This is a genomic window from Xenorhabdus sp. TH1 (genome assembly GCF_037260955.1).
In the GTDB taxonomy this organism is placed as follows: Bacteria; Pseudomonadota; Gammaproteobacteria; order Enterobacterales; family Enterobacteriaceae; genus Xenorhabdus; species Xenorhabdus griffiniae.
In genome coordinates this window covers 3,348,034-3,371,742 of the sequence record NZ_CP147734.1, presented here as the reverse complement: position 1 = coordinate 3,371,742, position 23,709 = coordinate 3,348,034, and the positions used below count along the sequence as shown (strand labels likewise).

Below are 23,709 nucleotides of genomic sequence, written 5' to 3'. Positions count from 1 at the left end.
GAATTTAAATAAAATTATTCAAAGGTGAACAGGGTGAACAGTTTTATCCATAATTCTTTAATAGGGAGGGGGGAGGTAAAAATGTTTTCTCTGGCAGGTGATCTTTTAGCTCTCTGAGTAACCGGGTTAATTTATTAGCCCGGTTACTCAGAGAAGACAAGCGTAGCGCGTCAGTATCATAACTTCAAAATAATTATCGTATTATCAAGTGAAAAACGTTTTCTGGTTGGAAATCAGTTTGGCACTATGCACAATACGCATATTCCAGTTATTCAGCCTGTTGTAATCTGAATTAGTTTCATCCAAAAAAAAATTTTAGGCAATAAACCATTTTCTTCCTGAAACTGGACAAAATTAATACTAGCAGAGGAATATTCTGAAGTAGGCAATTTAAACTCTCGCTGAGCGAGGCGTGATCATGAATGTTTGTCTGCTAAATGGTGGAGTTTTCATTTAGGGGCATAATGTTTATGAATTCTCATCAGGATAGGGCAGCATCTTGAACCGAGTTGCTTTATATATCATTCAATTTATGAAAAAAATGCAAGAGTAGACATATGCATAAAAGTAAGTATAAGTTTACTTTCGATATGAGCATATCGTACATTTTTGTATTTAATAATAATCGGTTGAGCAAATTAAGGAGCATTTTATGGCTGGTGGTGAGACAGCAGCAATCCAACGGGTAGCTAACCTAATAACACAAAAAATATTTACAGTCTTCAAATGGAAAAGGGCACTACGAGAAGACATGAATTGGCCTTGTGAAACCGAAGCGCACGGAAAAGATACACATCCAAGCGATGTAGTATTTTACTATACGAATCCCTATGAAGAAGAAGTTGTATATCTAAACACGGACTTAAAAAGTTATGGTAAAAACTCAATCAAAAAAGGTACTGTTGAGTCAGCTTTAAGCTCTCTCTCACTAGCTGTTGAATGTGCTAATTCTAACGAAGAATGGCGTAAAAAATATCTTGAAGACGATTCATTAGGCTTTGATGTAAGAGGATTGCTTTTTCTTTACAATCATGATCAGCTTTACGATTCTGATTTTTATAATGCAATAATGAAGCAAATAGATATGTCCAAATTAACGTTACCAAATGGGCAAAAAATATACTTACTAGATCCTTTTAAAATATATGACATAATTAATATTGCGTTTGATATTAAATATCTAACTGGCGAGGGAAACCTACCTCACTCAGATAAATACTATTTCTACTATCCTGATATGTCGTTAACTCGATTAAAGCATCCACTAACCAAATCAACGCCCGCTACAATTGAGGCTCTCACATCGCCATATCTCATTATAAAACATGAAGAGTTTGATTATGGCGATGAGCATCGTGATGAGGGGTATGTTATATATTATAATCAAGAAGGTAGCAGTGTTGATGAGTTCGTTTATTTCTTTGATATGCTGTCCAACTTCCAGATATTAACTGAAAATAAAAATATAAAAATAAGATTAATTCATGCGCATCCTCACTACGAATCACCACAGAATTTTATTAATGCAAAAAAGAAATATAGTTCTTGCTGGTTGCTTGGTGAACAAAAGCGTTTTTTTGATAAAATTACAATGGAAATTAGTGAAAAAACTATTGTTAATTTTAATCTAGAAGAAATTGGAATGGGAATTAGATAATGAAAGGTAATAACAATCTATACTTTGCTACTGAAAAAAATATTTATGATGCATTGCACCATAAACGCATTACTACCGCTATGTTACAAGATATTCTTTTGAGAAAAGGAATTATTGTTTCTGAACATCTTGATAAAGAGGAATTAATTGAAGAAGTATGTAAATTACCTCATGGATTTATTGATTTGCAGGAAATAAAAAAGAAAGTACAAACATACGATCCTAAAGAAAGCGTTACTAAAGTATCTCTTACCACCTCAACGAACCAGCAGGAAGTAAAGGATGCTATAAATAAAATGAAAGATAATTATCCAAAGACTAAATCAGAAGTATTTAAAGTAACTACAAAGAAAGATGGTGGACTCTCTGTTGAATTACATTATGATGATATCGATTTATCGCGTACAGCACTCAGACAAATTGATAAAAAAAGTGTAAAGCTTGACTTCTCTATAAGTGAAGAAAAAATAGATATAAGAATGCCACAAAATTCAAAATCAAAAGAATTAGTAAAATTAATAGAGACACAACTGTCAGGAATTAAGAATGTAGAAATTTCTCGATTTGAAATAAGTTTAGAAGTAGTGACAAGTCCTAACTTACGTAGCCAGTTTTTTCATGATTTAATGCATGGGCTTGAAGGTTACGAAGTTGAAGATGTGAATAATATTGAAGTTAATAGATTTATAAATAAACTTTCTAATAATAATGATGAGGACGATGATGATGAAAAAATTGATGCAGGATATGTTAGAAAAGCTGTTTTAAAAGGAGAGTCGGTTAACTCATCTTCAATTTTTTCTGATCTTCACAACAAAGGTTACTATATAAGTAAGGTTTCATGGGCTAGCATTCCCTCGTCTGGTAATGGAGATAAAATTATATTGGAGGCATTTTTTAAAAATTCAGAATCATGTATGGACTTTGCTTATAATATAAAAGGTATAAACAATTTTAACAAAGGTAAATTTAATGTAACAACCAGAAGTGTTAATGAAATAGAAAAGAAAAATATTGGAAAATTAATTGAAGATTCTGCTGAAAAAGCATACAATTCAATAATAAATATTATGTCTGGAGGAAGCGAAAATGAAAAAAATAAAGTGGATGTTGCTTAATGTTTCCTTATCAATTACAGACATGGTTGATAAATTGAAATCATCTTCTTATACTGATGAAAAAGGAAAAGGTTTTATTTTTAATAAGGTTCGACATAATGAATTGGTTGGTAGATTTGTTGAAAAATTAACATTTGAAGAAGTTATTCCATCATTGTATGGAGAGGTAGCAACTTTTGAACGAGTTGAATACAGAATTGTAGAATTCTATATTAATGAAAATACTCTTCCTGTGATTGCTATAATTAATCCACCAAGAACTTTAAAACCATTTGCACTAAATTTAGTGAAAATTTTAGGTTTAGGAGTGAGTTTGGATGAGATTAATATTGAACCTATGGTTTGGGTTGAATCAATATCAAAGTTAACGCCTTTAGAGTTAACTCAAATCGAATTATCTCAAATAAAGGTTAATGAATGCGCATTAGCTAAAATGCAGGTCTCAAGCAGTAAAGACTTACGTTCATATTATGAAAAGACATTTTCAGACAAAAGTACATCAAGAGTAGATAAAGTTCACCTTTTTATGATAAGTCCTAATTATCCTGGGAAAGTAAAAATATCTCGGACAGGATTAGTAGTGATAGACACTAAACACGAAAAGGATATGACAGATTTACTTTTTAGATCATTATTAGAAACATATGTGAAAATATAGATAATTTCTTTAGGCAACATTAGCGGCACCTTAATTGGTAGCCGTTAATGGGATAATCCTAAAAGGGTCGTTAGATATTGTAAACTTTCCCTTTATCAGGTAGTTGCCTTTCCTGCGAACAACACTGATAGAATAAATTTATGATTCTTATTTTAAATAAGATCAACATTAGTCATATCAAACCAACAATAAAAAGTAATGAGTTTATCGCCATATCTAATTATTAGGTTAATAACTAAATTACGGTTAGAATAATCTCATCAAAAATAAGAGATATGTGTATGACTGAAGAATTTGTACGTTTTTTTTATCCTAAGCTTTCAAAAAACAAGAAAAAAGATGTAGAAAGATTAGTTAAGAAAGGAGTTAAAAAAAGTGTTGCCGTTGGTTTACTAAGCGCCGGGAAATGCTCATATCCAGAGGCGTTGATGATATCTAAGATAATAGGTGAGTTTAGCAGTGTAGAGATTTGTAGTTATACCGAAAAACCACAAAGCGTATGTTTCTTAGCTAATATTGATGATAAGAAAAATGTGTATATATATCCCCAATATAGACTAATGAAACCGTTATATTTAAATAAAAAAGATAGAAAACAGCAAGATTACTGGTATATTGATTTAGCTATTGAGTTGCACATTGTTAATCCTATAGACGATGATTCCGCGATAATTGCAATTTGGGGAATGGAATATGATGGACACCCACAACATTTTATTGAAAGTGGTATTCAGGATTCTAATTTGCGAGATTTAACCATAAATACAGAATATGATATAAATATCATGCATATAACAAAAGAAATTTGGGAAAATAGGTCTCGGCTTGTTCATGCGAATTTAAGTAGATTTATAGAAAGAAGATATCAAGATGTGAAAGGAATACCGTTTAACGATCTAAAAAATAGACAAATTAATCTCACTAAATTACCAACATTGGATTTAATAAGAATACCTGATGGAAGCGTTAAAGCGACTCATTGGCTTACTAATGTTAATTAACTAATTAAGATGGAATTTTCGCCTGATTTTGGCGAAAAATGGAGGAAATAGCGGAATATACATGAGAATTCAGACAAAAATAAGGCTGGCAGGAACGGTCGCGAATTTGACTCCTTCCCGCCTAACCGTTAATATCTTTTTCTACAAAACGATCTATCGCCTGTCAGGATCGCCTTCGGGTGGCGAAACAAAACTCCCGTAGCCTGAAAGGGAGAGCAAACATTGTGGTACATCTGCCCACCTTTGGAAGCAGATATTGCCAAGACACCTAAACCCTCGTCTGGCAATGAAGGTCTCTTAAACTAATAGATAGCCCAAAAGGATATCTTTCTCTTGTTACCGAAGTGTATTGAATGTGGATTCATACACTGGCGTTTCAAATCAACATAAATCCTATTTATCTTCAATGAACAACAGGATAGCTTTTGCGCATCCGTTCATACTTTTATCTATTCCTGTTTGAATTATTCAACAGATAATTTTTCTACAGCTAATCCATTAACATGACTATCGTTTGACATTTAATCTTACGGCGTTTTGCTGTGCCTGATAGCACTTCAACGCTTGCACAACCTTTGCTCATTGTTAACGGAATCAAGGCGTCACTTTTTGCGGATTTACCGCTGAAAGTGACGCCGTAGCCAAAGAACCACTCAACCCTGACAGGCTCATGCCTGCTTCACCACGCAGTGAATCTGACACTGCATTTTTAGATTGAAAAAGGAGAATTTGACGATATCGAGGCTGGCATCTAGCCGGTGGGGATGACCTGCAAACACAGGCGGCAGTACTGAGTACTCAACCGATACCCCGCAATACCTCAACTTGCGTTCACTCTGGCGCACAGATATCGATCAAGGGCATGGCAGACACTTTCTGTTCTGTCCGAATTGTCGCGCGCCAGAGATTGCATGTTGTTGGGTATAAGTACGGAAATTGATGAACTGGCTGATTGAAGAATTAAGCATTCGGATCGCTGTCCGGTATGTTGAGCATGTTTATAGCCGTTAAACTTATTCGTTCGGTTATTGAGTCCAATAATACAATCAGTTAAAGTATTCCTGCCATTGGCACAATCCAATGGTCAAGGTTTAGCAGCCTTGTGTTCACTAACACTGGTAGGATGTTTCTGCCAGTGCGCCTGCGTTCACCCTTTCAATGGTGATTCAGGTAGGGGAGGCTTCGGCCTCGCTGGTGTGAACCCAGTCTGCTAACCCTGCCTTGAATCACCACCATCAATATTAATTAATGGAAGGGGTAGCAGGAATGAATAACAACAATGTTCAAAATGACTGGCATCAGGCCGATATCATCGCAGCATTACGTAAACGTGGTACAACCTTAGCGGCTATTTCTCGTGAAGCAGGACTCAGCTCATCAACATTAGCAAACGCACTCAGTAGGCAATGGCCTAAAGGTGAGTGGATAATTGCTAACTATCTCGGTATTCACCCCTCAGAAATCTGGCCTAGCCGTTATTTTGATAAGCAGGGTCGATTGATTGAACGTAAGGTTCGAGACAAACCACAGGAATAACTAGCTTCAACTTGTGATCTACTTTGTGAAAATGATAAATTTTTATACAAAGCCCTGAGAGTGAGATGACAAACTAATTTAAACCTCATGGCTTTTTAACTTTACTCTTATACCAATATATCAAGCAGTTCATAAAGTATGTTAAAATCAAATACATGGACAAGTAAAAGGAGTAAAATAAATATGGGGCACAAAATGGGGCATTTTGAAAACGTCTTTTTAATAATTTATTTAATTTCAATTAATTATATCTGTTTGCGAGTCCGGCCTTCGCACCATATAAATTAAGACGCTAAATAAAAAGAAGCGTCTTTTTTTACGTCTGAATTTCAGTATTACAAAGCTTTTCTCAGTACTCTGCTCATCTATACCATTATGGGTTTACTCATACCATAGCTTCATTAATGTAAGTGAGCTTGTTCCCTGATCTCGATAACAAAAGTTGGCACTATTACCACTGGAGGATGTAATGAAACTTTCAGATTTAGGAAATAGAATTTGCATTATGGGACCTTCAAATAGCGGTAAATCTACACTTGCTAATGCTATTTCGAGGAAGAGAAACTTGAAGGTAATTCACCTCGATCAGCTTTTTCATTTACCAAACACAAACTGGCAGGAGCGTCCTGTCGATGAATTCATCTCATTGCATGATATGGCAATAAAGGAAGATAGCTGGGTTATAGATGGGAACTATAGAAAATGCCTATCACAACGCCTATCCAGGGCAACTGGATTGATTTTATTAGATGTTTCAACGCCATCAAGCCTGCTACGTTATGTAAATAGGACACTATTACAATGCAATCGCTATGGTGGTCTGGAAGGTAATAGAGATAGTATCAAATGGAAAATGATCCATCATATCACTGTTGTCACACCAAAAAGCAGAAAACGCTATGCAGAGCTGTTTGAGCAATTGACCATACTTAAGATCAAGTTGACATCTATTAAAGAAATTAAGGATCAATTTGATAAATGGGAACTGGCTCGATAGCTACTTATATAAAATCATTTCTATTATACTCAGCAAGGTATGGACATCCTTGCTCATAATGATGCCGGATAGATTGAAGCAAGCTCATCATAAATTAAAATCAGTCTTGCAAAACTTCTCCCGGCTTTTCATCTGCAACGTCAAGATATTGGCAACCTGACCAAATGTTTTTATTGCCAACGATGTAGACTCGGTTTTGCACGTGAGTAATCGCGACATTTAGCAGATTCGGTTTCTCAGAGGCCTATTTTGGCACCTTGGGTTTCCTCCGAGAGGTCAAGAACAAAAATGACGTTTTTCTCTTCTTTGCCTTGAAAAGTATGCACTGTGCCGATACGCTTGTTGAGCCACTGATTTATACTTCTACGCCATGAAGCTCTTTTTGCAGGCAAGCCTTCAGTTGGTTTTTGACCTGTTTACACGTCCTAATATTTATCTGTTGTTAGGTAGTTTGTTTAATAAACTATCCCAACTCTCTAATCTTATTGGAGGAGATGATGTCATTTCTACATTGTGACGTTGTTTACTTTCTTCAATATCATTTTTAGAACGGCCAGCGATGACAACTGTTCTAATATTTATGTCTTTATCGGGGGAGACGCTTAATTTACCTTTTGGTCCACATAAGGCGTTATGAATATTCGAACCAGTCTCAACTGCCTCTCTTACCTTGTGGAAATACTCACGATGTCTTGGGTAATCTCTATAAATGGTACCTATTCTTTCTCTTACTTGTTGTATTGCTTCATTTGTTTTTTGAGAAAAATTGTTATACCCAGATGAATTCATTAGATTGAAGTTGGTTCCTTTTATTTCAATTAACGTTACATCCATTCGGGAACGTTCTGATAAAACAACAAAATCAACAAAACCATTGCCAACCATTAGTTCTGGTAAAACTATATATTCCTCAGAAGGATGAGCATATAAATCAGCAAATAAAGATAAATCATTTCTCAAAAAATTAGAAATATCTCTTTCAATAGGATTATTGTTAATAAAATAAATTAATTCACTCTTTGATATAGTACTGTTCCTAATTTTTAATCTCTTAGAAATGACATCCGGTTCTTCTACATAGGTTTTCTTAGTGAAAGGATAGAGGGATTGATGGAGATTCTCTATTTGCTCGAAAAGTCTTTTATTTTTTAAAGAATTATCTAATAATTCTTTATGAGGGCAATTGAGCATTTTCTGTGTTTTTTCAAGAGTTGTTTTTTCCCAGCTGGGTGCATTGGAATTGCTGAAAGTGACAATATCGAATGTACCATATCCAGAATATTTATCTTCGTAATGCTCAATAATAATAGTATCGTGGTAAATAAAGCCTTTGGTAACTAGCTGTTGTCTAATATATTCAACGGAGTTAGTTACACTGGTAGGCCCACTTTTTTCACCTAAATCTGTGAGTAGTGCAAATTGAATTTGCTCATTAACAAATACTCGGACCCTGCAAAGAGCATCTTCATGAGAATAATTGTTTGGTTGAAATTGGAAAATGAAATCACTTACTTTCATAGTACATTCTTGCCTCATACAATATCGTTTAAATTACCTTGTTTTGTCCATTGATTGGACCCGTCACTGAATGTTTCCTACTTGAAAGATGATTTCTCAGTGACGGTTTAAACAGAAATCGGGTTAGTTAGATCTCTTAGCAAAAGTAGTACTCCTGTTCGATGAAATCCATAGTCACTTATATAGCCTGATTCATTCTATTCATCTTAAAATTTTCTGCTTGTGACAGAACGCCGTAATATACTTCATCATTAACTATGGGAGGGAAACCATGTTTATGCAGTAATAAAATCAAATCAACCTTGAGTTTTGCTTTAATGTCGTCACGCTTACTCCAGTCTGGATATTGTGCGGTGTTATCAACAATTAGTTTCATTTCTTTAGCCAAAACGAGCATTTTGCTATCATCATAGGTGAACTGATATTTTTCACGCATATGAGCCAAAATGTCATAGAAAGCCTTTTCTTCAATATCAATCCCCATTTCGGCATAGGTGCCCATTTCAGTTTTAATATCGTAGATGATATTGGTCATTTCTTGACTGAAAATATCAAATTCTTCCCCACTTAAGATGTCATCTTCCCTGCGTTCGTTATAGCGCTCAACCAGTGCTTGAAAACGGCGGGAAAAATTGACGCCTTGTAGTTGGTTGATCTTTTTAAAATCGCTAATGGCTTTTTCCAATAGCTTTTGTAGTAACTGGATTTTGGTATTGGGTAGTTTGATCTTGTTAACCCGGGCTATATAGTCATCGTCAAAAATATCGATAGATTCTGCTTGGCCTTCACTCAATGTATACAGTTCCTCAACGCCATTAGATTTTAGCGCATCAGCAATCATCTCTCGTACTTTAGCGTTCATTTGGGTGACATCCGGTGCATCGCCTTTAGTGAGTTTAAAAACGATAGAACGGATAGCTAAGAAAAAGTGGATATGATCGCGCTCATCTTGAGTTAATAATTCGTTACCACAGCAGATGTCATAAGCTGCTTTTAGTCGCTTGACTAGCGCCATAAAACGGTGCTCCCGCTTTTTGTTTTGTAGTACAAACTCAGCGGCACAGTTTAGGCATACGAGTTGTGCTAGAGCCTCACCACTAAAATAATCTTGGCTATCGAAATGGTGGAAAATATTCTCCAGTAAATCAAGGTGATCTTTCACTGCGGTAATGGAGAGACAGATATCTTCAAAGTTAACAGAGTCGATTTTGGAATACATAGCCAATGCTTGATTCATTTGTCGTTTGATACCAATATAATCGACGACTAAGCCTTTGTTTTTTCCTTGAAGGTTACGATTTACCCGTGAGATAGTCTGAATAAGATTGTGTTTTTGTAAGGGCTTGTCAATATAGATAGTATCTAATTCGGGCACATCAAATCCTGTTACCCACATATCTACAACAATGGCAATTTTGAAGTTTGATTTTGGATTTTTGAACTGCTTATCTAGTTCCTTGCGTTGTTCCTTGTTGCCAAGTAAATCATAGAGCGTTTTTTCGTCATCTTTATCACGTGTCATCACCATCTTCACCATTTCAGATGGCGGCCATTTTTCTTTTTCACCCTCTGTCAGTTCGATATTATCTGGAATTTTTTTGACTTCAAACCAAGCGGGGCGTATTACTTTAAGTTGTTTATAAAATTCCCAGGCAATCTCACGGCTGGCACAGACAAATATGGCTTTGCCTTTTATCGTCGAACCTTCTGCCACGCGTTTTTCATAATGCTTTGTAAAATCATCGGCTAATGCTCGCAGACGATCCGGATCGCCCAAAATAGCATTCATATTGGCGGATGCTTTTTTACTTTCATCTATTTGATATTCGTTGGTGCCAGCGGCGGCACATTCTTCGTAGTATTTTTCGATCTCTTCAAGTTTGCTGTTATCAAGAATGATTTTTGCAGCACGTCCCTCGTAAACGATAGGAACGGTGATGCCATCTTTCACTGATTCAGCCATGGTGTAACTATCGACGATTGCACCGAACACATCTAACGTGGCATCAATAGGCGTTCCGGTAAAGCCAACATAGGTGGCTGATGGTAGTGAGTCGCGAAGATATTTGGCAAAACTATAGACTTTGCGAATGCGCCCTGTATTGTTATCGATAAGTACCTTCTGATCGAGATTGGTTTGGCTTCGATGTGCTTCGTCAGAGATACAGATGATATTGTTACGTTCTGAAAGTAATTCTGTTCCTTCATTGAATTTATGGATTGTTGTCAGGAAGACACTACCGCTGTTGCAACCCGCGAGTTTTTCACGTAACTCTTTGCGATTTTTAACCGATATAATTGTGTCATCTCCGATATATTTTGTTGCGTTACGAAATTGACGGGATAACTGTTCGTCCAGATCGGTACGGTCAGTAATCAATACAATTGTGGGGCTGGCAAAATCTATACTCTTCATCAACAGGCGGGTTAAAAATTGCATAGTGTAACTTTTACCACATCCAGTAGCGCCAAAGTAAGTTCCGCCTTTTCCATTACCTTGTGGTTTACTTGCACGTTTAATGCTGTAATAGAGCTTGCGTGCAGCATAATATTGCGGGTAACGGCAGCAGATTTTAATTTCACTATTCGTATTATCAGGAAAACAGATAAAGTTTTTGATAACATCCAGTAAACGTATTGGATGAAATAATCCTTCAATCATGGTGTATAGTGAATTAATACCGTTTTGCTCACAACTTTCATCCCCAGTAATTTTGCGCCAGGAATAGAAATATTCGTAGGAAGAAAACAGGTTACCCATCCGGGTATTAGCGCCATCGCTGATAATGCACATTGTGTTGTAAACAAACAGTTGTGGAATATCACGACGGTAGCGGACACAGAGTTGTGTCCAGGCATCGCTTAAGCTAGCTTTTTGCTCGCGAATAGCACTTTTAAATTCGAATACCACTAATGGCAGGCCATTGATATAGAGAATAGCATCGGGAATACGGGGCTGTTCATCTTTACCGATAATTTCGAGCTGGCTCACTATCTTAAATCTATTACTCGAGCTAGTAGGATAATAGAAAGCCGAAGGTTCCGCGGCTTCTTGTTGCTGCAATACTTCATCGGTATTAAACAATTGGTTTAGTGCAGCGGGTAGGTGACGGGTATCGATAAGTTCGATATAGAGATCTTTCTCTGCCCGATCATCTCGTTTAAACAGAAAGCCGTTAGACAGCCAGGAGCAAAATGTTTTATTGCTGTCGTAAAGATCATTAGCGGAAAGGGTCGTGAGCTGGCGAATAATACGTTCAATTTCACTGTTTGTTAGCCCATCAGATTGATAGCGGGTTGTGAGGTAATCGCGGAGTTCATTGACAATTATCACTTGTTCCTTATCGGTTCTGCTGAGGTTTTCACCGAGTGTATGGGGATAACCTTGTTCTCCTAACAATTCGATAATGGCACGCTCTAACTTGGCTTCGCTAAATTTCAGACCCATTGTTTATTCCCGCTCCTAATTATTGAAACGGCTAATCATACAATAGCTTTTCTTATTTTTACTTTGACTTATTACTCAATATCCTAAAAACAAGATAAAAAACCCCTTGTGAAAGGGGTTGAAAATTATGCACATTTTGTTTCTGTGACGGTTTCCGGTAGGTCATCAAGGGATAACTCGCCGGAGATCAATTTTGGGAGTAGAGTGTCTCGGAGTTGGGTTAATGATTGTATTTGTATACTGTTAAAAGCTATTTTCTCCGAAATATCTAAGATATATTTCTCCACATATTTAGAGAGAGATGTATTTGGAAGCAAAATTTTTTGATCGAACAATACCTTTCTATTTAATTCAGTTTGTCCTGTACTACCTTCCCCTAATTGTTCTATTACGTTTTCTTGAAGCATTAGTAATTGCCCAAAAGTATATTTTGGACAAATTTTCTCGTTAGCTCTTACAACGGTTACATGGGAATCGACAACAGAATTTTCTGGTAAAAACCGAACTTGTGCCATTCTTCCCAAGGTTCCAACTCCTGTAGAGTTAATTAAAATATCACCTAATTCTAGTTCATAGCCTGAAACTTTTTTTAATTCAGTATTGTTTCTTCGGCATAATGAGAAATTTATTTCATGGTTTCGGATACATTTTTGATTAATGACCTGAACACCACCATCTTCAATATATTTAGGTGAGATTCCTCTTTTTAAGAATGAACTAGCTTCAAATAGTGTATATATATTCCATCCTTTCGGCACCCATCCTAATTCCGTTTCCTCAAATTCTGTTGGAAATAGTGCACAAATTTCCTCCGATAATGGTTTAAAATCTGGGCTGTTACGTACTTTCTGGCGCAGCTTTGCCCGTTTCTGAAGGCTATCAGGGATTGGGTTTCCCGCCTCTAGTGCGTTATCAATCACTGGATCGAAATCGACAAACCAGGATTTAAATAGGGTTTGTAATATTTGTTCTAGGGTTTGATTGATTTCTTGGTTTATGAATATTTTTTTATCAAACGTATCTAACCATAAACCTATATTACATCGATCTTCAATTTTTTCAGGTATCTTTATAAGTAATGAATGTGCATTATCCCTATTTAATCCAGGGACAGCACTATCAGAATTCATATTTTCTAGGCCTAAAGTTTTTAATAAATAGTATGTGAAAACGAGTTCACCGATACTCGATTTTTCAATATAGAACGTAGTATCTATAGGCCAGAAAGATGTATATGAAATATTAAGAGCCCCAACACTACCTTTCCTGCCAATAATAATACCAGGGCCTTTTACATAGGCGATATTATGGTAGTCAACACGCCCATTAGAGCCAAATACAGGAATTTCTCCTGTTATTCGTTTACCTTGCGGCAAATTTTTCCCATATATAAATGGACAAAATTCACCAACAGTAGTGTTTATCCATTTATTCGCCATAACCCAACTCCTCTAAATTCTGGCGAATTATTTTGTCCAGCTCTTCGGCTTGTTTCATTTGTTGGAACAATGTCTTTGACAGATCACGCATTTTAGTCTCAAAGGCAATACCATCATCTTCCTGTTCTGCTGCACCAACATAGCGTCCCGGAGTCAGCACATAATCGTTAGCTTTAATTTCCTCAATGGTTGCTACTTTGCAGAAACCAGCAATATCTTCGTATTTTTCCAGTTTTCCATCGCCACGTTTAATACGCTCCGCCAACTCTTTCGGTGTACTACGCCAAGCGTGGTAAGTATCGGCAATGGTTGCGATATCGTCTGCTGTCAGTTCTTTATTAGTGCGGCTAACCATTGAACCAATATTACGAGCATCAATAAATAACGTTTCACCCTGGCGATTACGATAGCCTTTGGCAACATCCACATCTTTATTTTTGGTGAGAAACCACAAACAAGCTGGGATCTGAGTGGTATAAAAAAGCTGGCTGGGAAGGGCGATCATGCACTCTACCAGATCATTTTCGATCATTTGTGCGCGAATTTCCCCTTCACCACTGGTATTGGAACTCATGGAACCATTTGCCAACACAAAACCCGCAGTACCAGTTGAGCTCAGTTTGGAGAGTATATGTAAGATCCAACCGTAGTTGGCACTTCCTGTCGGGGGAGTACGATAGCCAGCAAAGCGTCGATCATCAGTTAATTCTTTTTCGTTACGCCATCCTTTCAGATTAAAGGGTGGATTAGAGAGAATATAGTCAGCTTTGAGATCAGGATGTTGATCGTTAAAGAAAGTATCTGCGGGTTTCTCACCTAAGTTGCCGGATAATCCACGAATGGCAAGGTTCATTTTTGCCAGTTTATAGGTCGTTGCAGTAAGCTCTTGTCCATAAATGGCAATATCGCGGCTTTTACCCTGATGGCTTTCTACAAATTTCACAGATTGGACAAACATACCACCGGAACCACAGCATGGGTCATAGATCTTACCCTGAAAAGGCTCCAACATTTCGGTCAGCAAAGTTACCACACATTTTGGAGTATAGAATTCGCCACCGCCTTTACCTTCGGTCGCGGCAAATTTTCCAAGGAAATATTCATAGACTCTGCCGATCAAATCTTCTTTGGAAAGCTCTTTAACACCGGTTTCACGAGCAGTGGTTTCGATGTTATTGATGGAGTCGATCAACGATGCTAGTTTTTTAGGTTCCAGATTTTGGCGGCTGAAGTAATTATCTGGTAATGCGCCCTTTAAAGCAGGATTACGTTTTTCTATTGTGGAGAGCGCTGTATCAATAAGTACTGCAATATCATCCTGTTTGGTACGTTCTTGGATAAATGTCCAGCGCGCCTCTTCGGGCAGATAAAAGATATTATCTTGCTGGTAGAAGATTTCCATATCGATAAAGGCTTGTTGGCCTTCGTCTTTCATTTTTTTACGACGTTGCTCAAACTTATCACTGATAAACTTTAAAAAAACGAGACTCAGTACGACATGCTTGTATTCGGAGGATTCGACACTGCCTCTGAGTTGGTTAGCGGTATCCCATAACGTTTCTTCAAATCCTTTTTTTGCTTTGGTTTTCTTAGTTGCTGCTTTAGCCATGTTGATCTCAAATTCGTATTGCTATGACGGCAAGTATACTAACAAAATATGTTAAACGCCGTCTTCAATACTTCTTGGGGCTCTTAGAGGGATTACAGTTCAAAATAATCAGTATTACATCCATCCAATGTGATCACTTCAAAGCGCCCAATTGAATGAAACTTGTGATAAGTTCTCCAGAAGCTCTGAGACGACGGTATTACAGATTTCTTTTTTTAAGCGATGGTTATACCCCAATCTCCTTTCTCTTTACCACTCCATAAACGCCACCTGCTAGTATTGCACCAACCAAAATAGCGCCCAAATAAGTCAATACAGGCGTAATCGCCCCTGGAATTAATAATACAAACAACCCACCATGTGGTGCCATGAGTTGCACACCAAAGTACATCGAAAGTGCTCCCGTCACTGCACCACCTAGAATACAACTTGGCAGTACCCTAACTGGATCTTTCGCCGCAAATGGAATCGCCCCTTCGGTAATAAAACACAGCCCCAATACCAGTGCCGCTTTTCCACTTTCGCGCTCACTTTGCTCAAACTTATTCCGTGCAATCGTGGTTGCCAGCCACATTGCTAATGGTGGAACCATCCCAGCGGCCATAATTGCCGCCATTGGTCCATAGGTTTGTGCACTTAACAACCCGACACCAAACGCATAGGCCGTTTTGTTAACTGGACCGCCCATATCTGTACACATCATGCCGCCAAGAGTCATGCCAAGGATCACCGCGTTGGTGGTTCCCATTGATTTCAGCCAGTGGGTCAACCACTCCATAATTGTTGCTACGGGTTTACCCACGACATAAATCATGATTAATCCGGTCACTAACGTTGCGACCAATGGGATGATTAAAATCGGTTTTAACGCCTCCATGTTTTGCGGTAGAGGCAGTTTGGTTGTCAGAAGTTTGACAACGTAGCCCGCAAGGAAGCCTGCGATAATACCACCGAGAAATCCAGCTCCAGTGCTAACAGCAAGCATACCACCAATAAGTCCGGGCGCTAATCCGGTGCGTCCGGTGATGGAATAGGCGATATAACCTGCAAGTACGGGCACCATTAAAGCAAGTGCGGAACCGCCACCGATTTGCATGAGTGCTGATGCCAATGTGTCGGGCTCTTTGAAGGCTTCGATACCGAATACAAATGACAATGCGATGCACAATCCGCCTGCGACAACCATCGGCAGCATGTAGGATACGCCAGTCATCAAGTGTTGATAAATGCTGGTGCTTTCCTGTTTTTTATTGGTGGATGGATTGAACGCGTTAGAGGCGGTAATACTGCCTGTGGCTGTGTAAATTCCTGCTTCGGTCAATGCGTTATCGAGTTCTTGAGCGGTTCTTTTCAAGGCCGCGCCTGTGGAAGTACGATAGAGGCGTTTACCGGAGAATGACGAGAGATCTACATCAATATCTGCCGCTACAATCACCAAATCTGCTGCTGCAATTTCTACGTCGGTAATGGCGTTATTGGTTCCCACGGAGCCACGGGTTTCTACTTTGATCTGCCAGCCGCGTTTTTGGGCTTCGGTCTCCAGTGCTTTGGCCGCCATAAATGTATGGGCAACACCTGTCGGGCAGGCGGTGATAGCGACAATATTGACGGGGTTTTGTTGATCCGTGCTAACGATATTTTGCGGTTGGTAAATATTGGCTTTTGTTTTGGCATGGTGGAGGAATGTTTCCGGTTCACGGATCGCTTGTTCGGTAGAGCCTGTGAAGGTTTTTTTGCCATGTAGGTTAAGTGAGGCTGGTGAAGATTCACCGATAATGATCACCAGTTCAGCATTGTCCACGTTGGCAACAAGAGAAAGGCCATGCCTGACGGCTGTATTTGCCAATATATGTTTAGCGAGGTAAGCGCGAGCCTGTCCCTGTTTATTGTTGCTGATAATCAGTGTCTTCATGATGTTCTCTTCTTATTGTTGTTTTGGATAAGGGGTTAACGCAGTCAGTTCGATTTTTGCCATTAGTCGGGCGAGTTGTTGGCGGTCTATGTTGCCAATGTTGCTTTGGCCGACAGTCATAGCGGAGATGGCGGTAGCAAGGCGTAGTGTGTGCTCACTGTTTTGTCCCATCATCAGACCGTAAATCAGTCCGCCGACCATTGCATCACCTGCGCCAACGGTGCTGACGATTTCGCAATGCGGTGGTTTAGCGAGCCATGTTCCCGTTGAATTGACCAGAACCGCGCCTTCTTCACCCAGTGAAACGACAACGTGCGAGATCTCCGTGGCATGCAGTTGATGGGCGGCAGTGATGATATCTTCGAATGTTGGTAAAGGTCGCCCCGCCCAGATCTCTAGTTCGCGGCGGTTGGGTTTGACCATCCACGGTAAAGCCTTGAGTCCGGCAGTCAGAGCTTCTCGACTGCTATCAAATACCACGCACATACAGGTTTCGCGTAGGCGTTGCATCCATTCAGTGAAGTCATCCAGCTCTACACCTGTTGGCAGGCTGCCGCTTACGCACACCATATTAAATTCACTCAGCCACTCGATGGAATCTTCGGCGAAGCGTTGCCACTCTTCTTTGCTGACACTGAATCCTGAAAAGTTGAAATCAGTAACCAAGCCATTCTGCTCAGTCAGTTTGACATTGGTGCGTGTTCGTCCCTCTACAATCTGAAATCGATTGACGATGCCTAGTTCTGCAAAGTTTTTTTGAAAGGTACTTTGGTTTTCTCTACCCAAAAAACCACCTACAGTGACGTTGATACCGAGTGTTTTGAGGATCTTGCCAACGTTGATGCCTTTGCCTGCCGGATATAGTCCCAGGGTTTGGATGAGATTGACTTCACCGGCTTTGAAGTTTTCAACCCGTCCAATCAGGTCATAAGCAGGATTCAGAGTGATCGTCGCGACTTTTTTGTTCATACCATTTCCTCGCCCATGTTTTTGTTAATAAGGGATTCAATAGCGAGCAAGGCGTCTTTGGCATCGGAGCCGGTCGCGGTAAAGCGAATTCGTTCGCCTTGTTTAACGCCCAAACCTGCAACTTGCATCAGCTTACTCCCATCGACAGGAATGCTATTTCCATCAAGATAGGTGATGGAAATTTGGCTTTGGAATTGTTTGATGGTGTTAACCAGAAGTGCACTGGGGCGGGTATGAAGGCCATGTTTATTGGGTAGGACAAAATCCGCAATCAGTGCGTTTTTTTGAGACAATATCGTTTCTTGTGCTACATCCATTGTCAGTAGGTCTACGATGGCTGTGCTGTTTTTGGCGCGTAACAGGTATTCACCTTTATCTTGTTGCAGCAGAGTGCTGAGATTATCTAGAAAACCGTGCAGTTGATCGTCTGCGCAAGCGATGGTTAATAACAACCCAACGGGTTGTTTATCAACAGTAAAAGGTGTTTTGGGGCGGGAGATGGCAATTGCATTGTGCAAATTGCCCTGCGAACTGTCACTGAGCCAGATACCTTGGCCAAGATGTATTGGTGGCTTGGTAAAGACATCGGCAATAAATTTTGCATTCACTGCGTTGGCTTGTTGTAGCCGAGAGATGTTTATTGCCTGCAAGGTTGTCAGATCGTGTACGTCAATATCCAATGTGAGCGTAGAGTTATCCAGCAGATAGGCGGATTTGGTGTTCATTAATAAATGATAGAGTTCATTTACATCGGTGGTTTTTGCCATCCGGCTGGCGCGGCTTTCATCACGAATGATCGGGATCAACTGATGCAGCAGATTAAGGTGTTCGTCGGATTTTGCCGCAATGCCGATAACAAGATGGACGGTTTGGTTATCGCCCCAGTCGATTCCGCTCGGAAATTGCATCACTTGTACGCCGGTTTTCAGTACGTTAGTGCGGGTTGTATGGGTGCCATGTGGGATGGCAATACCATTACCCAGATAGGTTGAAGAGAGTGTTTCACGTTCCAGCATTCCTTCGACGTACTCTTTACTGGCATATCCTGCCGCAGTGAGAGCTGTGGCGACTTGGCGAATAGCCCTTTCTTTATTGGTAGCATATGCTGCCAGATGGATATCTTGTAACAGTAGATGAAACATTGATGTTTGCCTCTCTATAATTTATTGAAACGATTCAGCTTTTTAAGTAAAAAATAAATCTAAATGAATTCATGTTATTTTTATTATTTAATGAACCAAGTAATTTGTTTTTTTAAATAGAATTTAACCGAAATAATTTAATCTTAATAATAAAGCGAATTAATATGATTTTTATTTCTAGCTTGTTTTATAGCTACTAATTATTTTTTTGTGATGTGGATAGATAATGTCAATTATCTATTCGCATTAAACTTCAAGTTACAATTTACAAAATTCTATGAAACCTGATTTCTCCCCGCGAGGCGGGGAGAAATCACATGCATCTTGAAGTTGGATTGGTATATATTATTGGGAATGTATCGTCAAAGAGTTAGAATGTAAAGGGAAGTTTTAGGTCATTTTATGAAATGGTGATGGTGATCTTGATTAATTTAAATGAATCGTTATTAATGATAAAAATAATATTAGTGAGATGGGATTTTAATTAAAGATAATGGATAAGTTTTTTCCTTCCTTATATACCAATCCAACCTCAAATTGCAGCTTGTAAATCAATGTGATTATTTATATCTTCCCGCTATGCGGGAAGATATAAGACGCATATTGAAAGGCGATTGGTATAATACTGAAAGTCATTAGCCAGTGTTTTTATTTATTCTTGGTTTTTGTTTATGTCATGAAAGGCGAAATCGGCCTGATGAGTGAGTTTTTGGGAGCTGCAAATAGTCGCAACTCCCCAATCCCCAAAACTCACTTCCCAATCCCAACCGGATACGACTCAAACAAATACCCATCAAAATTAGGGTCATCTACATCGGATAATTCCAATAAACTCTGTTTCACATTTTCTAAATGTTGCCACATTGTTTGCTTCGCTGCTGCGGGATCTTTTTTTATCATCGCTGCCAAAATTGCCTGATGATCATTCAGCCACGCTTTACGGTAATCAGTATTAGTAATTCGGCTATGCAGTTTCATCCACATGGGATTATTTTCACGCCACGTCCAGGACTGTTTAAGCAATTCAACTAACATACTGTTATGCGTGGCCTGTGCGATGGCTAAATGAAATTCCCTGTCACCGGATTCACTTTCCCCCGAAATCAGATCCTTTTTCTCTTTTTCCAATGCGTTGCGCATATTAGCAATATCGGCTGGAGTCACCTGGAGCGCTGCAAACTCAGCGATATTACTTTCCAATAATTGGCGTGCCTGTAACAGTTCAAAAGGCCCTGCGGCATTGATGGTCGTATCACTTGAATAGGAGCGTGGCAATTGGATGAGGTAAATACCTGAGCTTTTGCGTACTTCAATGAGGTTTTCCAATTCCAGTACAATTAACGCTTCACGAACAAGCGTGCGCGAAACGCTGAATTTTTCTGCAATTTCACGTTCTGTCGGTAGACGATCACCGGGAGAATAATCCATCTCTATAATCATCTGACGTAATGATTGGGCTACTTCGTGATAGGGACGCCTGGAGTCTGCAAAATTCATCATTTAATGCCGCCGTAAGGTCATATACTTAAATGGATCGACTAAAAATGATGTTATTCTAAGGCATCAATGCCAGAAATATAACCACCTATTCTTGTTACAATAGGTGGTGTTGAGAGGAAATTATTCTATTTTACGTACTCGATTTACCATTTCGAATAATTCCGGTTGGGTCTTAGCAATATTGTCATACATGGGGCTGACCGCGCCTTGAAAGAGAGTTTTATCCACGACAATAAATTCAACCCCGTGTTTTTCTGCTTTAGCACGCTCTTCCTTTTCTGATTGTTCCCACAGTTGAATCATGTAATTTGAAGAATTCAGCGCCGCTTTTTTCACAATTTCTTGCTGTTCAGTGGTTAATTTATTCAACGACTTGTTCGATATTAACAGGACATCAGGGATCATCGCATGTTCATCTAGCGAAAAGAATTTTGTCACTTCATTGTGGCGGCTTAGCGTAAAAGAGGTGATGTTGTTTTCGGCCGCATCCACAACCCCTTGTTGCAAGGCGGTATAAAGTTCACCATAAGCGAGTGGTGTTGGATTTCCTTTCAACCCTTTCACCAAGGCAATAGCGGTTGGGCTGGGTTGTACGCGAATTTTCAAGCCTTTTAGATCTTCAGGCGTTCTAATCGGTTTTTTCGCATAAAAACTGCGTGCCCCCGCATCATAGTAAGTGAGACCAATAAATCCCATGTTTTGACTTGAAGCGAGGATTTCTTTGCCGATATCGCTATCGATGACTTGTTGGTAGTGCTCTTTATCGCGGAACAAATAGGGCAGGTTAAAAATGGAATACGCGGGAGAAAAGGCTTCTAATTCTGCTGCATTGGATTTAGCAATATCCAAGGCGCCGTTTTGCATCAATTCGATGGATTCACGTTGGTTGCCCAATTGAGAATCAGAATAGATGCGGATACGAATTTCCCCATTGGTTTTTTCTTTCACTTCGTTAGCAAACTGGGTCATGGCCTGATGGACTGCATGAGCCCGGTTCTGGTTATGGCTAAGTTTCAGCGTTGTCACGGCGAAAGCCTGAGATGCCCCTATCATCAATATGATGCCAGCCGCTATGCCTGAAACCTGTCGTTTATTGTTCTGCATGTTTGGTTCTCCAGAGGTGAGGGTCGGTTTTTGTTATTTTCTTGTGGGCAAACCATAATCAGATTTTATTGACTGGGCAAAGGGCAAAATTCAATTGGTCGATCTTACTCGCAAAAAACGTCGATATTGGTTGACCTTTTGGGTTTGTGATCTGCCTCACTCTCTTTCGCAAGTTATTTCAGGGTTTTTAGTACGATCAGTATAGATTCTCATTTTTGGACGGGCTTTAATTGGTAAACCAAAATGATGGGGATCGGATAAATGAAAAACCTTCTGGCGATGACCAATAAAAGTTTGGCATTTTTTACCATCTGCCTGCTGGCCTTTCTGGTTTTATGCGTGTCATGGCAAGTCATTTCACGTTATGTCTTAGGTACACCAAGCACAGAAACAGATGAATTAGCACGTTATCTGTTTATGTGGGTCGCCTTGATTGGTGCTGCCTACACAACCGGACAGCATCGGCATCTTGCTATCGATCTGCTGATAATGAAATTAACCGGAGTCAAGAAAAGCGTTATCAACCTGATTATTCAGGCAGCCATTATTTTATTTTCTGCCATTGTGCTGCTTTATGGTGGCGGCCTGCTGGTTTCATCGACCTTGGAAAATGGTCAAATCACCCCCGTATTAGGCTGGAAAATGGGGTACATCTATTTGTGTCTGCCGATTAGCGGAATATTGATGATTTTCTATGCGTCCGTTGATGTGATCTCGATTATTCAACATTTTTCTGGTCAACCACCCGTGGTGCCTGAGAATGATTAACTTGTGGAGATAAGGGGTTAGAGTATGGATTGGTATATCATTGCCGCACTCTTTGGCACATTTGCAATATTGCTGGCATTGAGTGTTCCCGTTTCTTTTGCAATCGGCTTATCTTCGTTAGTTGCTATTACGATGACATTGCCGCTGGAATCCGCGATCACGGTTGTTGCACAACGTATGGCTGCGGGAGTCGATAACTTCTCTCTATTGGCGATCCCGTTCTTTATTCTGGCCGGAAATATTATGAACCAAGGTGGGATAGCTGCCCGTTTGATCAATCTGGCCAAAATGATTGGCGGCCGTTTGCCGGGATCATTAATGCACGTCAATATCATGGCGAACATGCTGTTTGGGGCAATTTCAGGTTCGGCAGTGGCATCCGCTGCTGCGGTTGGGGGAACAATGGCACCGATGCAGCGAAAAGAAGGATATGATCCTAACTTATCTGCTGCTGTGAACATCGCTTCTTGTCCTTCTGGTTTGCTGATCCCACCCAGTAATACCTTGATTGTGTATTCGTTGGTTTCAGGGGGAACATCTATTGCTGCCTTGTTCTTAGCGGGTTATATCCCAGGCATTATTATGGGTATTTCACTCATGTTTGTGTCTGCCATTATTGCCAAGAGGAAGCGCTATCCTGTTGCACCTCGGCCAACGTGGCGCGCATTTTTTGTTACAGCGTGGCAAGCGATACCGTCATTAATGCTCATTGTGGTCATTATGGGCGGTATTATTGCGGGGATCTTCACGGCGACAGAAGCCTCAGCCATTGCTGTTCTCTACAGTTTTATTCTCGCAGTGGTGATTTATCGTGAAGTGAGTCTCAAACAACTGCCCAAAATTATTCTTGATTCAGCTATTACCACATCTATTGTGTTGCTACTGATTGGCGTATCAATGGGTATGTCTTGGGCGATGGCCAATGCTGATCTACCCTATCTCATTGCCGATGCGTTGATGGCGGTTTCTGATAATCCACTGACCATCTTGCTAGTCATCAATATCATTCTGCTGATAGTGGGGATCTTTATGGATATGACGCCTGCCATTTTGATCTTCACGCCGATTTTCTTACCTGTTGCCATGAGCATGGGTATTGATCCTGTGCATTTTGGCATCATCATGACATTTAATCTGGCGATTGGAATTTGTACTCCTCCCGTAGGCAGCGCGTTATTTGTGGGGTGTTCTGTGGGGGAGGTGAGTATCGATAAGGTACTGAAACCGCTGTTGCCGATGTACATTGCGCTGATTTCGGCGTTAGCGCTGGTGACATACCTGCCGCAACTAAGTTTGTGGTTACCTGAATTAGTCTTGAATAAGTTATAGGGGG

The 23,709-nt window shown here is 39.6% G+C and carries 17 protein-coding genes; 8 read left to right on the top strand and 9 right to left on the bottom strand.

Features of this window, described 5'->3' with window-relative positions; translation table 11 throughout:
• Positions 1–652 precede the first annotated feature (652 nt).
• The 6 genes from WDV74_RS14640 (at position 653) to WDV74_RS14615 (ending at position 6,967) form a co-directional block, all read left to right on the top strand.
• Entirely contained in the window at positions 653–1,657 is a 1,005-nt protein-coding gene (locus tag WDV74_RS14640) for a hypothetical protein (RefSeq protein WP_338883544.1), read from the top strand.
• Positions 1,657–2,775, top strand: coding sequence for a hypothetical protein (locus WDV74_RS14635; protein ID WP_338883543.1), 1,119 nt, complete (start codon positions 1,657–1,659; stop codon positions 2,773–2,775). The genes WDV74_RS14640 and WDV74_RS14635 overlap by 1 nt, the downstream gene beginning before the upstream one ends.
• Complete coding sequence (locus WDV74_RS14630; RefSeq protein WP_038215454.1) at positions 2,747–3,433, top strand: hypothetical protein; 687 nt, start codon at positions 2,747–2,749, stop codon at positions 3,431–3,433. The genes WDV74_RS14635 and WDV74_RS14630 overlap by 29 nt, the downstream gene beginning before the upstream one ends.
• A 281-nt stretch (positions 3,434–3,714) precedes the next feature.
• Positions 3,715–4,434, top strand: a complete 720-nt coding sequence (locus WDV74_RS14625; RefSeq protein WP_338883541.1) for a hypothetical protein — start codon at positions 3,715–3,717, stop codon at positions 4,432–4,434.
• 1,266 nt (positions 4,435–5,700) lie between these two features.
• Positions 5,701–5,970 carry a helix-turn-helix transcriptional regulator gene (locus WDV74_RS14620; protein WP_038215449.1) on the top strand — a complete coding sequence of 90 codons (270 nt, stop codon included), beginning with the start codon at positions 5,701–5,703 and terminating at the stop codon, positions 5,968–5,970.
• A gap of 469 nt (positions 5,971–6,439) precedes the next feature.
• Positions 6,440–6,967, top strand: a complete 528-nt coding sequence (locus WDV74_RS14615) for a GTPase (protein ID WP_338883538.1) — start codon at positions 6,440–6,442, stop codon at positions 6,965–6,967.
• 432 nt (positions 6,968–7,399) lie between these two features.
• On the opposite strand, the gene WDV74_RS14610 is transcribed toward WDV74_RS14615, so the two are convergent.
• From WDV74_RS14610 to WDV74_RS14570, 9 genes are all read right to left on the bottom strand, one after another.
• On the bottom strand, positions 7,400–8,485 hold the full coding sequence (locus WDV74_RS14610) for a Shedu anti-phage system protein SduA domain-containing protein (protein ID WP_338883535.1): 1,086 nt from the start codon (positions 8,483–8,485) through the stop codon (positions 7,400–7,402).
• A 178-nt stretch (positions 8,486–8,663) separates the two neighbouring features.
• Positions 8,664–11,933 carry a type I restriction endonuclease subunit R gene (locus WDV74_RS14605; protein ID WP_338883534.1) on the bottom strand — a complete coding sequence of 1,090 codons (3,270 nt, stop codon included), beginning with the start codon at positions 11,931–11,933 and terminating at the stop codon, positions 8,664–8,666.
• 125 nt (positions 11,934–12,058) lie between these two features.
• A complete protein-coding gene (locus WDV74_RS14600) occupies positions 12,059–13,372 on the bottom strand; it encodes a restriction endonuclease subunit S (protein WP_338883533.1) in 1,314 nt (437 codons plus the stop codon).
• Positions 13,362–14,981 carry a class I SAM-dependent DNA methyltransferase gene (locus tag WDV74_RS14595; protein WP_338883532.1) on the bottom strand — a complete coding sequence of 540 codons (1,620 nt, stop codon included), beginning with the start codon at positions 14,979–14,981 and terminating at the stop codon, positions 13,362–13,364. Before WDV74_RS14595 ends, WDV74_RS14600 begins: the two co-directional genes overlap by 11 nt.
• A gap of 226 nt (positions 14,982–15,207) precedes the next feature.
• On the bottom strand, positions 15,208–16,893 hold the full coding sequence (fruA, locus tag WDV74_RS14590; protein WP_338883531.1) for a PTS fructose transporter subunit IIBC: 1,686 nt from the start codon (positions 16,891–16,893) through the stop codon (positions 15,208–15,210).
• A gap of 12 nt (positions 16,894–16,905) precedes the next feature.
• Complete coding sequence (gene fruK / locus WDV74_RS14585; RefSeq protein WP_338883530.1) at positions 16,906–17,862, bottom strand: 1-phosphofructokinase; 957 nt, start codon at positions 17,860–17,862, stop codon at positions 16,906–16,908.
• Positions 17,859–19,004, bottom strand: coding sequence for a fused PTS fructose transporter subunit IIA/HPr protein (gene fruB / locus WDV74_RS14580; protein WP_338883529.1), 1,146 nt, complete (start codon positions 19,002–19,004; stop codon positions 17,859–17,861). The genes fruK and fruB overlap by 4 nt, the downstream gene beginning before the upstream one ends.
• 750 nt (positions 19,005–19,754) lie before the next feature.
• Positions 19,755–20,504, bottom strand: a complete 750-nt coding sequence (locus WDV74_RS14575; protein ID WP_273558515.1) for an FCD domain-containing protein — start codon at positions 20,502–20,504, stop codon at positions 19,755–19,757.
• 120 nt (positions 20,505–20,624) lie between these two features.
• A complete protein-coding gene (locus WDV74_RS14570) occupies positions 20,625–21,608 on the bottom strand; it encodes a TRAP transporter substrate-binding protein (RefSeq protein WP_338883528.1) in 984 nt (327 codons plus the stop codon).
• 261 nt (positions 21,609–21,869) lie between these two features.
• Here WDV74_RS14570 and WDV74_RS14565 point away from each other — a divergent pair, with 261 nt between their 5' ends.
• Positions 21,870–22,376 carry a TRAP transporter small permease gene (locus tag WDV74_RS14565; RefSeq protein ID WP_338883527.1) on the top strand — a complete coding sequence of 169 codons (507 nt, stop codon included), beginning with the start codon at positions 21,870–21,872 and terminating at the stop codon, positions 22,374–22,376.
• A gap of 24 nt (positions 22,377–22,400) precedes the next feature.
• Positions 22,401–23,705: a TRAP transporter large permease gene (locus WDV74_RS14560; protein WP_338883526.1), complete on the top strand. Its 1,305-nt coding sequence runs from the start codon at positions 22,401–22,403 to the stop codon at positions 23,703–23,705.
• Positions 23,706–23,709: the final 4 nt, after the last annotated feature.